The 12,498-nt window shown below is 72.1% G+C and carries 12 protein-coding genes; 11 read left to right on the top strand and 1 reads right to left on the bottom strand.

Annotated features, from left to right (window positions below; all coding sequences use genetic code 11):
• The first annotated feature begins 755 nt into the window (after positions 1–755).
• Positions 756–1,616 carry a DMT family transporter gene (locus I5731_RS06040; RefSeq protein WP_197310476.1) on the top strand — a complete coding sequence of 287 codons (861 nt, stop codon included), beginning with the start codon at positions 756–758 and terminating at the stop codon, positions 1,614–1,616.
• Positions 1,617–1,694: 78 nt separating this feature from the next.
• Positions 1,695–2,231, top strand: coding sequence for a DinB family protein (locus I5731_RS06035; RefSeq protein ID WP_197310475.1), 537 nt, complete (start codon positions 1,695–1,697; stop codon positions 2,229–2,231).
• Positions 2,232–2,378: 147 nt separating this feature from the next.
• On the opposite strand, the gene I5731_RS06030 is transcribed toward I5731_RS06035, so the two are convergent.
• Positions 2,379–3,767, bottom strand: a complete 1,389-nt coding sequence (locus tag I5731_RS06030) for an aminotransferase-like domain-containing protein (protein ID WP_197310474.1) — start codon at positions 3,765–3,767, stop codon at positions 2,379–2,381.
• Positions 3,768–4,162: 395 nt separating this feature from the next.
• Between I5731_RS06030 and I5731_RS06025 the strand changes: the two genes are divergently transcribed.
• The 9 genes from I5731_RS06025 to I5731_RS05985 all read left to right on the top strand — a co-directional run bounded on the left by I5731_RS06025 (position 4,163) and on the right by I5731_RS05985 (position 12,382).
• The gene (locus I5731_RS06025) at positions 4,163–4,645 is read left to right on the top strand and encodes an MSMEG_0572/Sll0783 family nitrogen starvation response protein (protein WP_197310473.1); all 483 of its coding nucleotides are present in this window, start codon (positions 4,163–4,165) and stop codon (positions 4,643–4,645) included.
• A 245-nt stretch (positions 4,646–4,890) separates the two neighbouring features.
• Complete coding sequence (locus tag I5731_RS06020; protein WP_197310472.1) at positions 4,891–5,961, top strand: Nit6803 family nitrilase; 1,071 nt, start codon at positions 4,891–4,893, stop codon at positions 5,959–5,961.
• Positions 5,906–7,006 carry an MSMEG_0568 family radical SAM protein gene (locus tag I5731_RS06015; RefSeq protein WP_328838306.1) on the top strand — a complete coding sequence of 367 codons (1,101 nt, stop codon included), beginning with the start codon at positions 5,906–5,908 and terminating at the stop codon, positions 7,004–7,006. Before I5731_RS06020 ends, I5731_RS06015 begins: the two co-directional genes overlap by 56 nt.
• Positions 7,006–7,587: an MSMEG_0567/Sll0786 family nitrogen starvation N-acetyltransferase gene (locus tag I5731_RS06010; RefSeq protein WP_197310471.1), complete on the top strand. Its 582-nt coding sequence runs from the start codon at positions 7,006–7,008 to the stop codon at positions 7,585–7,587. The genes I5731_RS06015 and I5731_RS06010 overlap by 1 nt, the downstream gene beginning before the upstream one ends.
• Positions 7,584–8,570 (top strand): sll0787 family AIR synthase-like protein, encoded by a 987-nt coding sequence (locus I5731_RS06005; protein WP_197310470.1) that lies wholly within the window; start codon positions 7,584–7,586, stop codon positions 8,568–8,570. Before I5731_RS06010 ends, I5731_RS06005 begins: the two co-directional genes overlap by 4 nt.
• Before the next feature lie 4 nt (positions 8,571–8,574).
• A complete protein-coding gene (locus tag I5731_RS06000; RefSeq protein ID WP_197310469.1) occupies positions 8,575–9,792 on the top strand; it encodes an MSMEG_0565 family glycosyltransferase in 1,218 nt (405 codons plus the stop codon).
• Positions 9,785–10,066, top strand: a complete 282-nt coding sequence (locus tag I5731_RS05995) for an MSMEG_0570 family nitrogen starvation response protein (protein WP_197310468.1) — start codon at positions 9,785–9,787, stop codon at positions 10,064–10,066. Before I5731_RS06000 ends, I5731_RS05995 begins: the two co-directional genes overlap by 8 nt.
• A gap of 109 nt (positions 10,067–10,175) precedes the next feature.
• The gene (locus I5731_RS05990; RefSeq protein ID WP_197310467.1) at positions 10,176–11,459 is read left to right on the top strand and encodes an MSMEG_0569 family flavin-dependent oxidoreductase; all 1,284 of its coding nucleotides are present in this window, start codon (positions 10,176–10,178) and stop codon (positions 11,457–11,459) included.
• A complete protein-coding gene (locus I5731_RS05985; RefSeq protein WP_328838254.1) occupies positions 11,456–12,382 on the top strand; it encodes a Pnap_2097 family protein in 927 nt (308 codons plus the stop codon). Before I5731_RS05990 ends, I5731_RS05985 begins: the two co-directional genes overlap by 4 nt.
• Positions 12,383–12,498: the final 116 nt, after the last annotated feature.

Raw genomic sequence — 12,498 nt, 5'->3', positions numbered from 1 at the left:
CGCCCCACCCTGTTCGCCGGGCACCACCCCTCCCCCGTCATTGCCGGGCTCGACCCGGCAACCCAATCCTCTGGCCGCTCACGCCGGGCTATCGTGATGATTCGTCGGCGATTTTCGATTGCGTCCCTGTTCTGCGCCGCGAGGCGAGTGGGTCACCGGGTCAAGCCCGGTGATGACGATAGAAAGGCAATCGGGTGTGGGGAGCGCGGCCGGCGCACCACCCTGTTCGCCGGGCACCACCCATCAGCGCTTCCCCCCACCCCTTCTCAGTCGTCATCCCCGCGAAAGCGGGGATCCAACCCTCCGCGAGGGCGGAGAGGCGGTAGGGCACAGCCAGCGCCGCGCGATGCACTCCGCGACACCACACCGTTCCGAGAGTTCTCCCCCGGCCGAAAGTTGGATCCCCGCTTTCGCGGGGATGACGACCGCGGAGGGGAAGGGGTGCCCTTGATGGTCCTCCCCCTGCCGAAAGTCGGATCCCCGCTTTCGCGGGATGACGACCGCGGAGGGGAAGGGGTGCCCTCGGTGGTCCTCCCCCGGCTGAAAGTCGGATCCCCGCCTTCGCGGGGATGACGCCCCCGGAGGGGACGGAGTTTCCTCGATGCCCCACCCCGGGGCCTACAGTTCCCTCCCCGCGTCGCGCATCCCGGCGGGCAGCCCTGCGTCGGGCCATCTTTGCAGCCCCTGCCCCGACGTGGTCTACAGACGCTCCGCCGCTTCGCCGGCGTCATCCATGACCCGGCGGCGGACCGTTCATGCTTCCCTTCGTCTTCGTGCTGATCTGGTCGACCGGCTTCGTCGCGGCGCGGCTGGTGGCCGATCATGCCGATCCGGCGCTGTTCCTCACCGTCCGCTTCGTGCTGGCCGCCGCGCTGTTCGCGGTGCTCGCCCGGCGGGCGGCGTGGCCGCGGGGGCCGGCGCTCGTCAAGCATCTCGTCGCGGGCGGGCTGATGACCGGCGTCTATCTCGGCGCTAGCTGGTGGGCGGTGGCGCACGGGCTCGCCGCCGGGGTGATGGCGCTGATCGGCGCGCTGCAGCCGCTGCTCACCGCGATCGCCGCGGCCGCGCTGTTCGGCCGGCGGATCGGGCCGGTGACGGCGGTCGGCCTCGCGATCGGTCTCGCCGGGGTCGCGCTGGTGCTGGCACCGCGGCTTGCCGCCGCCGAGCTGTCGCTGGTGCCGGTGCTCGCCGGGCTCGGCAGCATCGCGGCGCTGACCGCCGGCACAATGGTGCAGAAATCCTCGCTCGCCGGCGACGACCTCTTCACCGCCGGCGCCATCCAGCACCTCGGCGCGGCGCTGGTCACCTCGACCATGCTCGGCATCGGCCTCGCGGCCGGCGGCACGCCGCACTGGGACGGCTCGGCGGCGCTGTGGCTGGCGCTCGCCTGGGCGGTCGGCGTGCTGTCGCTCGGCGGCACCGGGCTGCTGATCCTGCTGGTCCGGCGCGGCGACGCGACGCGGACGACGGCGCTGATGCTGCTCGTGCCGCCGGTCGCCGCGCTGCTCGCCTTCATTCTGTTCGGCGAAGCGCTGACGCCGATCCAGTTCGCCGGCTTCGCGCTGGCGCTCGCCGGCGTGGGGCTCGTGCAGGGCCTCGGCGTCCGGCGGCGCTGATTCCCCGATTTCCGCGCGAAACGGCTTGACAGCCGGCGGGAGAGAGTCCAGCCTGACTGGAACGTAAGAAGAACAGATATGCCCCTTTGCACCCACTTCGTGGATATGGCCCGCAACAACGCGTGGTCCAACGAACGCCTGCTCACCGCTTGCCTCGGGCTTGACGAGGCGGAGTTCGCGGCGACGCGGACGAGTTTCTTTCCGTCGCTGCAGCGGACGCTCAACCACCTGCTCGCGGTCGACCGCTATTATCTCGATGCGCTCGAGGGGCACTCGGTCTTTCCGGACGGCGCGGAGGACGAGATCCTGCACGCCTCGGTCGCCGAATTGCACACGGCGCAGCGGGCGGAGGATGCGCGCCTGCTCGGCTTCTGCCGCGGCCTGTCCGACGACCGGCTCAGTGCCATCGTGGTGATCGACCGCGGCCCGGCCGGCCTCTTCCACGAAGCGGTCGGCGCGACGCTGGCGCACCTCTTCGTGCACCAGATCCACCACCGCGGCCAGGCGCACGCGATGCTCGCCGGCACCCGGGTGCCGCCGCCGCAGCTCGACGAATTCTTCCTCGCCGGCGACGCCCCGCGGCGCGCCGGGGAACTCGCCGCGCTCAGGATCTGAGCGGACGCGGACGGGCGCGGGGCCAGGGCGCCACCCGAGACCTTCGCGTCGGGTTCGGCGGCGGTAGTCGGCCTCGGATGGCACCGCATGGAACCGGCGTTCGACCGGCCGGCGCGGCCGCAGGTATCCCCTCCGCGAACGATCGCCTCAAAGAAACGCCGACGCACGCGCCGGGGCTTCGGCGAGGCCGTGCGCCATGTATTCGAGCGCCCGGCGCACCGTCGCGCGGTCGGCGGCGCCGCCGAGGCAGACGCGCACCGCTTCGGGCGGCCCCTCGAAGGTGGCGAAGGCGTCGCTCGGCACGAGGCCGATGCCGGTGCCGCCGAGGTGCGCGGCGAAGGTCGAGCGGCTCCACGCCGGTGGCAGTTCCACCCAGAGATGGAAGCCCTCGGGGTCGGCGCGGTAGCTGCCGGGCGGCAGCACTTCGGCGGCGATCTGCTGGCGCGCGACGGATTCGCTGCGGATGAAGCCGAGGATGTCGTCGGCGGTGCCGTCGTCGATCCAGCGCGTCGCGAGCGCCGTGGTGATCGGCGAGGCCATCACCGTCGCGGTGCGCAGCGCTGCCGACAGCGGCCACAGGCTGCGCGCGTCGGGGGCGACGAGATAGGCGAGGCGCAGCCCGGCGCCCATGCATTTGGCGAGCCCCGAGATGTGCGTGGTGATGTCGGGCGCGAGGGTCGCGAAGGCGGGGGGACCTGCGACCGGGACGAGGCCATAGGCGTCGTCCTCGACGATCGGCAGCCTGAAGCGGCGCGCGACGGCGATGATCGCGAGGCGGCGCCGCTCGGAGATCGTCACCGTGGTCGGGTTCAGCATGGTCGGATTGAGGTAAAGCGCCCTTGGGCCGTGCGCGGCGCAGGCCTCGGCGAGGGCGTCGGCGTCGATGCCCTCGGCGTCCATCGGCAAGCCGACGATCTTGAGGCCGAGCTGGGCGGCGAGTGAGCGGGCGCCGGGGTAGGTCAGCGCCTCGGTGCAGATCACGTCGCCGGGGCGGGTCAGCACCGAGAAGGCGGCGAGCAGCCCGGCGTGGGCGCCGGGGGTGACGAGGATGCGCTCCGTGGAGGCGTCCAGCCCGCGGCGGGCGAGCCAGCGCCGCGCCGCGTCCTTGTCCTCGGCCGAGCCGCCGAAGCCCTGGTAGCGCAGCAGCGGCAACAGCACCGGCCCGAGCTCGGCGAGGCCCTGCGCCATGCGGGCGAGCAGCGCCGGATCGGTCGGCTCGGGGGGCAGGTTCATCGAGAGGTCGACGCTGTCGCGGCGGCGCGCCAGCGCCGGGGCGAGCCGGGCCGGGGCGCCGGCGCGCACGAAGGTGCCCTGGCCGACCCGCGCCTCGATCAACCCGCGCCGCTGCGCCTCGACATAGCCGCGGGCGACCGTGGTGAAGTTGATGGCGAGCCGGTCGGCGAGCTGGCGCTGCGGCGGCAGCCGGGCGGCCGGCGGCAGCCGGCCGGTGCGGATGTCCTCGGCGATCGCATCGGCGATCGCGAGGTAGTGCGGCTTGCCGCTCGCTTCGAGGTCCGGCGTCCAGGCATCCGACACGGGTTGATCCCCTCCTCAGGTCCATGCATCGCGGTGCGCCGGCGAGTTCCGGCCGCGTCCGCAAAATTGAATGCATGCAATTTGGTGGCCAGTGGCGAAAAGCCAGCGTTGAACGGTCGCCCAGTCCACGGTCCTTGCGTAGTTGCACAGATGTCCGGCAAAGGCCGGCCCAGCAAATCGGCATCTGCATCCGATCGCGCACCGTCGATTTCGGCAGCGCGCGCCCGATTGACTACATTATTGAATGGATATTGCGTCTTTTGATGATGGATTGTGCAGATCCGGGCTTGGCACAGGGCTTGCGATGAAGTGTTGCGAGCGGTTCGGCAACCATTCGGCCGATCCGCAGCCACGACGGTGCCCAGAGGCGCCGCGCCTTCCAAGGAGACGCGTTCATGCCGGAAGTAACGAAGCCCGCGAACCAGAAGGGTGATTTCCTCGTCGACTACGAGGAGAAGGTGTTCGAGGACGTCAAGGCCGCGCCGGGAGAGAAGGCGCTGATCACCTTCCATACCGTTGCTTTCGAAGGCTCGATCGGCCTCGTCAACCTGCTGCAGGCGCTGCGCCTGCTGCGCAAGGGTTTCGAGACCTCGGTGCTGCTCTACGGCCCCGGCGTCACGCTCGGCGTGCAGCGCGGCTTCCCGACGCTCGGCGACGAAGCGTTCCCCGGCCACCAGAACTTCAACAACCAGCTGACCAAGTTCATGGCCGAGGGCGGCAAGGTCTACGCCTGCCGCTTCGCCCTGCAGGCGCTGTACGGCCATGGCGAAGGCGCGCTGATCCCCGGCATCAAGCCGATCCATCCGCTCGACGTGCTCGACGTGGTGCTGCTGCACCGCCGCGACAACGCCTTCATCCTCGACACCTGGACGCTGTGAGGCGGCGGCTCCGCGGCGCGGCTTAGGCCCGTCGCGGGGCCTTCCCCCCTCCCTGTCCCTCCCCCGCTTCGCAGGAGAGGGGACGATGGGAGCGCCGGCTTTCGCATCACGAAGGTCGCGCCGGATCGAAACGCTGATTGTGCAGTCGCCCCCACCTCCTGCGTCCCCTCTCCTGCGAAGCGGGGGAGGGACAGGGAGGGGGGAGGCAGCACGGCAAGACGCCTGACAACCAGAGGACCCGTCCGATGCCCGAGAAGATCATCGTCCGCGCCGCCGCCGTGCAGATCGCGCCGGACCTCACCGACGGGGCCGGGACGCTGGTGCGCGTGCTGAACGCGCTCGCCGAGGCGGCGGGCAAGGGCGCGCAGCTGGTGGTGTTTCCCGAGACCTTCGTGCCCTGGTACCCCTATTTCTCCTTCGTGCTGCCGCCGGTGCTGACGGGGGCCGAGCACGCCCGGCTCTACGAGCACGCCGTCGTGGTGCCGGGGCCGGTGACGGAGGCGGTGGCCGCCGCCGCGCGGCGGCTCGGCGTCGTCGTGGTGCTCGGCGTCAACGAGCGCGACCACGGCTCGCTCTACAACACCCAGCTCGTGTTCGACGCCGACGGAACCTTGAAGCTGAAGCGGCGCAAGATCACGCCGACCTTCCACGAGCGCATGATCTGGGGCCAGGGCGACGGCGCCGGCCTGAAGGTCGTCGAGACCGCCGTCGGCCGGGTCGGTGCGCTCGCCTGCTGGGAGCACTACAACCCGCTCGCCCGCTACGCGCTGATGGCGCAGCACGAGGAAATCCACGTCGCGCAGTTCCCGGGCTCGATGGTCGGCCAGATCTTCGCCGACCAGATGGAGGTGACGATCCGGCATCACGCGCTGGAATCCGGCTGCTTCGTGGTGAATGCCACCGGCTGGCTGACCGAGGAGCAGATCGCCTCGGTGACGCCGGACGAGAAGCTGCAGCGGGCGCTGCGCGGCGGCTGCTGCACGGCGATCATCTCGCCGGAGGGCGCGCACCTCGTGCCGCCGCTGAAAGAGGGCGAGGGCGTCCTCGTCGCCGACCTCGACATGAGCCTGATCGTGAAGCGCAAGCGGATGATGGATTCGGTCGGCCACTACGCCCGGCCGGAGCTGCTCTCGCTCAATCTCGACACCCGGCCGGCCGTGCCCATGCACCTCGCCGCCGCCTTCCCTGCCGCCGACCAGAACCCGCTCGACCACCTCCCGCTCGAAAGGATCCGCGATGAAGCCGCAGATGCCGACGCCGATGGCGACCGGACGCCTGATCAACGAGTTGCAGTCCTACGGGGTCCGGCTCGTTGATCCGAAGGCCGGGGCGGACAGCCGCCGCGGCGGCGCGGGTCCCTCCGACCACAAGGCGATGACCGTCGACGGCATGACGGTGATGGTGCCGGTGCACACCGCGCCCGCCTTCGAGAGCCCGTATCTCGTCGAGAAGCCCGACGCCTTCGGCCGCAGCCGCGTCTCGCGCGACGGCGTCAGCCTCGGCGAGGTGACCTTCCCGCTGCAGCCGAAGTTCTACGGGCTCAGCACCGCGGACGGCATTCCCTATTCGAAGATCGCCGTGCTGCACGGGCGCGACGTGCTGGCGACGACGGTGCTGCAGAGCTGCATCCGCTACCAGAGCCGCACCAAGACCTGCCAGTTCTGCGCCATCGGCCAGAGCCTCGCGGCAGGGCGCACCATCGAGCGCAAGACGCCGGCGCAGCTCGCCGAGGTCGCCAAGGCCGCCGTCGAGCTCGACGGGGTCAAGCACATGGTGATGACCACCGGCACGCCGCCCGGCCGCGACCGCGGCTGCGAAATCCTCGCCGAGAGCGCCGCCGCCGTGAAGGCCGCCGTCGACCTGCCGATCCAGGTGCAGTCCGAGCCGCCGGACGACGACGCGTGGTTCCAGCGCCTGAAGGACGCCGGCGCCGACGCGCTCGGCATGCACCTAGAGGCGGTGACGCCGGAGGTGCGTAGCCGGATCATGCCCGGCAAGGCGCAGGTCTCGGTCGAGCGCTACCTCGCGGCGTTCGCCGCCGCGGTGCCGGTGTTCGGCCGCGGCCAGGTCTCGACCTACATCCTCGCCGGGCTCGGCGACACGGCGGAGGCGATCCTCGCCATGTCGGAAAAGCTCGTCGCGCTCGGGGTCTATCCCTTCGTAGTGCCGTTCGTGCCGATCTCCGGCACGCCGCTCGAAAGCCACCCGACGCCGTCGCCGGCGTTCATGCACGAGATCCTCGGGCCGCTTTCGAAAATGGTGCGCGCCGGCGGGCTTTCCGCCACCGACATCAAGGCCGGCTGCGGCCGCTGCGGCGCCTGCTCGGCGCTGTCGGCCTACGAAAAGGGGGTGGCGCCGTGATGTTCGAACCGGTCCGCCCCTATCTCGCATGCGCCTATCAGGTGAAGTTCGCCACCAGCCCGTGGGAGCGCCGCGGCGCGGCGGAGCTGCGCCGCCGCGTGTTCTGCGAGGAGCAGGGCCTTTTCGGCGGCGACGACCGCGACGCGATCGACGCGGTGTCGATCCCGATCGTGGCGCTCGCCTCCCTCTCGATCGTCGACGACGAGGTCGCCGGCACGGTGCGGATCCACGAGCCGGAGCCCGGGCTCTGGTGGGGCTCGCGGCTCGCCGTCGCCCCGGCCTATCGCCGCGTCGGCGCGCTGGGCGCGGCGCTGATCCGCCTCGCCGTCTCCTCGGCGCACGCCCGCGGCTGTCACACCTTCCTCGCCCATGTGCAGGCGCAGAATGCGCCGCTGTTTCACCGGGTGCACTGGGAAACCCTGGAGGTGGTCGACCTGCACGGCCGGCCGCATCACCGGATGCGGGCGGACCTTGCGCATTACCCGCCGATCGACGACGCGGAAACAGGCTTCCTGTCGCTGCAGAGCGTGCCCGGGCGGCGGCAGCCGGCGCGGGCGCGCGGCGCGGCGGTTGCCGCATGAGCGCGCTCAGGCCCGTCATCGCCCTCGAGGCGCTGGCCGCGACGCTGAAGGCCAGCGCCGGGCTGGCCGCCAAGGCCGACATCGGCGCGGTGGCGCGCCGGCTCGGCCTCTCGGGCGCCTCGGCGATCCCGGTCGGTGACGACTGTGCCGCGATTCCGGACGGCGACGGCTTCCTGCTGCTCGCGGTCGAAGGCTTCATGAACGGCTTCGTCGCGCAGGACCCGTGGTTCGCCGGCTGGTGCGGCGTCATGGTCAACCTCTCCGACGTCGCGGCCATGGGCGGCCGGCCGATCGCGGTGGTCGATGCGATCTGGTCCGACGGCGAGGCGGGCGCAGCTCCCGTGCTCGACGGGCTCGCCGCCGCCTCCGCCCGCTTCGGCGTGCCGATCGTCGGCGGCCACGCCAACAGCCGCACCGACCGCGGCCAGCTCGCGGTCGCCGTGCTCGGCCGGGCGCAGCGGCTGCTCACTTCGTTCGACGCCCGCCCCGGCCACCGGCTGGTGGCTGCGATCGACCTGCGCGGCCGCTACCGCGAGCCGTTCGCCAACTTCGAGGCGGCGACCGATGCGCCGGCGGCGCGACTGCGCGCCGATCTCGAGCTGCTGCCGCTGATCGCCGAGGCTGGCCTCGCGCCGGCGGCGAAAGACATCAGCCAGGGCGGCATCGTCGGCACCGCCGCGATGCTGGCAGAGGCCTCCGGCGTCGGCGTCGCGATCGACGTCGCCAAGGTACCGCGCCCGGCCGGCGTGCCGCTGGAACGCTGGCTGCAGACCTTTCCGAGCTTCGGCTACATCTTCGCCGCGCCGCCCGAAAACGTCGCCGCGATCACCGCGCGCTTTGCCGCGCGCGGCATCGTCGCCGCCGATGTCGGCGCGGTCACAGCCGAGCCGCTGGTGACGATCCGCGACGGCGACGCCGTGGAGACGATCTGGGATTTTTCCCGCGCGAGCCTGATTGGCTGCGCGCCCGGCGGGAGGGCCTGACCCCGTGCCGCGCCCGCTGAAGATCGCGCTCCTCGCCCATTCCACCAACCCGCGCGGCGGGGTGGTGCACGCGCTCGAACTCGGCGACGCGCTCGCCGGGCTCGGCCACATGGTGACGGTGCACGCGCCGGACCCCGCCGGGCGCGGCTTCTTCCGCGAGACGCGCTGCCGGACCCGCTCGGTCGCCGCCACCACGCTGGCACCGGGCGCGAGCGTCACCGAGATGGTGCGCCGGCGGGCGGGCGACTATGTCGCCCACTTTGAGGACGCGGCGAACCGCGGCTTCGACGTCTACCACGCGCAGGACGGCATCTCGGCGAATGCGCTGGCGACGCTGAAGGAGCGCGGTGTGATTCCGGCCTTCGCCCGCACCGTGCACCATGTCGACGCCTTCGCCGACCCCGCCCTGCAACGTCTGCAGCTCCGGGCGATCACCGCGGCCGATGAACTCTTCGTCGTCTCCGACACCTGGCGCGACCTGCTCGCGCGCGACTTCGGCCGTGCGGCGGACAACGTCGGCAACGGCGTCGACCGGGCGCGGTTCTCAGCCCGGCCCGACGAGAGCGATCGGCCGCTGCGGGACCGGCTCGGTCTTGCCGGCGCCGCGGGTCCGGTGCTGCTCGCGATCGGCGGCATCGAGGCGCGCAAGAACACGCTGCAGATCCTCGAGGCCTTCCTGCTGGTGCGGGCCCGGCGGCCGGAGGCCCGGCTCGTCATCGCCGGCGGCGCCTCGCTGCTCGACCACGACGCCTACCGCGCTGCGTTTCTGGAGCGCCTCGCCGCCACCGGGCTGCCGGAGGGCACGGTGATCGTCACCGGGCCGCTGCGCCAGGGCGAGATGCCGGCGCTCTACCGGCTCGCCGACGTGCTGCTGTTCCCGTCCGTTAAGGAAGGCTTCGGGCTCGTCGTGCTGGAGGCGATGGCCGCCGGCGTGCCGGTGGTGACGTCGGCGATCCCGCCGTTCACCGAATATCTCGGCGAGCGCGACGTCGCCTGGTGCGACCCCGCCTGCTCCGCCTCGATCGCCGCCGCCACCATGTCGGCGCTCGCCCCCGAGATCCGCCGGGTGCTGGTCGCCGGCGGCGACGGCGTCGCCGCGCAGCACGGCTGGTGGCGCACCGCCCGCGCCCATCTCGGCGCCTATCACCGGCTCGCCGGCCTTGCGCCCTGTCCGCCGCATATCCCGCGCCTCGGCGCCGAACCGGAGCACCTCGATGCCTGAGATGCTGTTCCACGTCCGCTGGCCCGACGGCCGCCGCGAGGCCTGTTATTCGCCCTCGCTGGTGGTGAAGGAGCATCTGCAGCCCGGCGCGTCCTATCCGCTGGACGATTTCCTCGCCCGCAGCCGCACCGCGCTCACCATCGCCAGCGACCGGGTGCAGGCGAAATACGGCTTTGCCTGCTCGCGCGCTCTTGGCCAGCTCGCCCGGATCGAGGCGGCGGCCGCGGGTTTTGCGCCCGAGGCGGCAGTCGCAGTCGAGAGGTTCGAGGAATGACCCGTTCGCGCCGCGCCCTGCCCCCCTGTCCGACACCCGTCGCCCTGATGCCCGGCCTCCGCGCCGGCCCGGCCGCGGCCCCTTCCGTTTCGCCTGCGAGGATCGCGCCATGACGACAGCCCCGGCACCCCATTTCCCCGTGGTCGTCGTCGGCGGCGGCCAGGCCGGGCTCGCGATGAGCCGCGAGCTTTCGGTGCGCGGTATCGCGCATGTGGTGTTCGAGAAGCACCGCGTCGGGCATGCCTGGCGGACGCAGCGCTGGGACAGTTTCTGCCTCGTCACGCCGAACTGGCAGTGCCTGCTGCCGGGCTTTGCCTATGCCGGCGCCGACCCGCACGGCTTCATGCCGCGCGACGAGATCGTCGCCTATGTGGAAAGCTATGCCCGCCACATCGAGGCGCCGGTGCGCGAGGGCGTCGCCGTCACCCGCATCGCGCCGGCGCCCGGCGGCTTCGCGCTCGAGACCTCGGAGGGCGCCGTGACGGCCGATGCAGTGGTGCTCGCCGTTGGCGGCTATCACCGGCCGAACATCCCGCGCAGCGCCGAACGGCTGCCGACCGGGATCCTGCAGGTGCACTCCTCCGCCTATCGCAACGCGGAGAGCCTGCCCGAGGGCGCCGTCGTGGTGGTCGGGTCGGGGCAGTCCGGCTGCCAGATCGCCGAGGACCTGCACCTCGCCGGGCGTGCCGTGCACCTCGTCACCGGCTCGGCGCCGCGCTGCCCGCGCGTCTACCGCGGCCGCGACGCCGTCGACTGGCTCGCCGACCTCGGCCAGTACGAACTGCCCGTCGAGCGGCATCCGCTCGGCGCCGGCGTGCGCCGCAAGGCGAACCACTATCTCACCGGCCGCGGCGGCGGCCGCGACATCGATCTGCGCCGCTTCGCCGCCGAAGGCATGCGGCTCTACGGCCGGCTCGACGGCGTCGATCCGGGCGGCGCAATGCGCTTCCGCGCCGATCTCGCCGCCAACCTCGACGGCGCCGACGCGGTCTACAACGGCATCTGCGAGCTGATCGACCGCCACATCGCCGAGGCCGGCATCGATGCCCCGCCCGGCGGGCGCTACGCTCCCGTCTGGCAGCCCGCGGCCGACCAGCCGCAAGACCTCGACGTCGCGGCGTCGGGCGTCTCGGCGGTGGTCTGGGCGACCGGCTTCATTTCGGACTGGTCGTTCGTCGACCTGCCGCTGTTCGACGGCTCGGGCTATCCTCGGCACCAGCGCGGCGTCACCGCGGTGCCCGGGGTCTACGTGCTCGGCCTGCCGTGGCTGCACACCTGGGGCTCGGGCCGCTTCGTCGGCGTCGGGCGCGATGCCGACTATCTCGGCGACGCGGTCGCCGCCCATCTCGCCGCCCAACTCGGCACGGACGAGCCGGTGCGGAGGAGCGCGTGACGCGCCCGCTCGGCGCTCCCGAGACGCGGCGCCTGCTCGACGGGCTGCGCGCGGGGGCCGCCGGCCAGCGCCTGTCGGCGCTGCTCCGGCCGCGCGGCGGCGCATTGAGTGCGGCCGAGGCGCCGGAGACGATCCTGCTCGGCATGCCGCAGCTGGCGCTCGGCGGGCTGTCGGAAAACTGGCTGTTGAAGGACTGCGGCCACCGCCACTGGCTGCTGCTCGCCCGCGCCGCCGGCCGCCCGGTGCCGGACTTCCGCGACGGCGACGATCGCCCGGTCTATGCCGCCTTCAACGCGGTCTCGGTCGAGGGCGACCTCGGCCGGGCGCGCGAGAACGACGTGCTGACGGTGCGGGCGGAGCTCGTGCGTGTGTCGCGCACGCAGTTCATGAGCCGGCAAAGCTTTTGTCGTGACAGCGAGACGATCGCAACGGTTACGATGGTCTCGGTGTTCGTGCACCGCACCGAGGACGGCCGAAACCGCTCGATCGCGCGGCTCGAACTGCCGGGCTTTTCAGAGCCGGTCGCCGACGCCACCGGCCTCGTCCGCCGGGCGGCGGCGATCCGGTCGGGCGGGTTCGGCACGCACATGGGCTTTGCCGCCGTGGAGGCCGGCGAGATTGCGCGGCTCGGCGTCGACCCGTGCCCGTCGCTCGATTTCAACGGCGCGGATTTTCTCTATTTCGCGAGTTTCCAGGCCTTCGCCGACCGCGCCGAATGGCAACAATTCCGCGAACCGACGCGTCGGCTTGCGACGCGGCGGCGCGACCTGGTGTTCCGCGGCAACATCGAGCCGGGCGAGACCCTGCAGGTGGTGATCGCGGCCGCGCGCGAGACGGCCGCAGGGATCGCGCACTGGTGCCGGGTGTACCGGGCCGGGGAAACCGTGCCGATCGCGGAGATCTTTACGGAGAAGGTGGGGTGAGGGTTGTGTGGTGCCGTGGGGCTCCCCCCTCCCTGTCCCTTGTAAGTTACCTCTGCCGTCCTCTGGTACAGTGCCAGGTGCGGCGTCGGATGCGCGACCGCCGGTCCCTGGGTCGT

Source organism: Methylobrevis albus, assembly GCF_015904235.1.
Lineage (GTDB): Bacteria > Pseudomonadota > Alphaproteobacteria > Rhizobiales > Pleomorphomonadaceae > Methylobrevis_A > Methylobrevis_A albus.
Note: the sequence above shows the minus strand (reverse complement) of the source record. Positions and strands in the feature narration are given on the sequence as shown.

Excerpts from the sequence above, each read along its gene's own strand:
- I5731_RS06005 (WP_197310470.1), top strand. The coding sequence starts at position 7,584 with ATGAGCGCGCTCAGGCCCGTCATCGCCCTCGAGGCGCTGGCCGCGACG.
- I5731_RS06025 (WP_197310473.1), top strand. The coding sequence starts at position 4,163 with ATGCCGGAAGTAACGAAGCCCGCGAACCAGAAGGGTGATTTCCTCGTC.
- I5731_RS06015 (WP_328838306.1), top strand. The coding sequence starts at position 5,906 with ATGGCGACCGGACGCCTGATCAACGAGTTGCAGTCCTACGGGGTCCGG.
- I5731_RS06040 (WP_197310476.1), top strand. The coding sequence starts at position 756 with ATGCTTCCCTTCGTCTTCGTGCTGATCTGGTCGACCGGCTTCGTCGCG.
- I5731_RS05990 (WP_197310467.1), top strand. The coding sequence starts at position 10,176 with ATGACGACAGCCCCGGCACCCCATTTCCCCGTGGTCGTCGTCGGCGGC.
- I5731_RS05995 (WP_197310468.1), top strand. The coding sequence starts at position 9,785 with ATGCCTGAGATGCTGTTCCACGTCCGCTGGCCCGACGGCCGCCGCGAG.
- I5731_RS06035 (WP_197310475.1), top strand. The coding sequence starts at position 1,695 with ATGCCCCTTTGCACCCACTTCGTGGATATGGCCCGCAACAACGCGTGG.
- I5731_RS06020 (WP_197310472.1), top strand. The coding sequence starts at position 4,891 with ATGCCCGAGAAGATCATCGTCCGCGCCGCCGCCGTGCAGATCGCGCCG.
- I5731_RS06010 (WP_197310471.1), top strand. The coding sequence starts at position 7,006 with ATGTTCGAACCGGTCCGCCCCTATCTCGCATGCGCCTATCAGGTGAAG.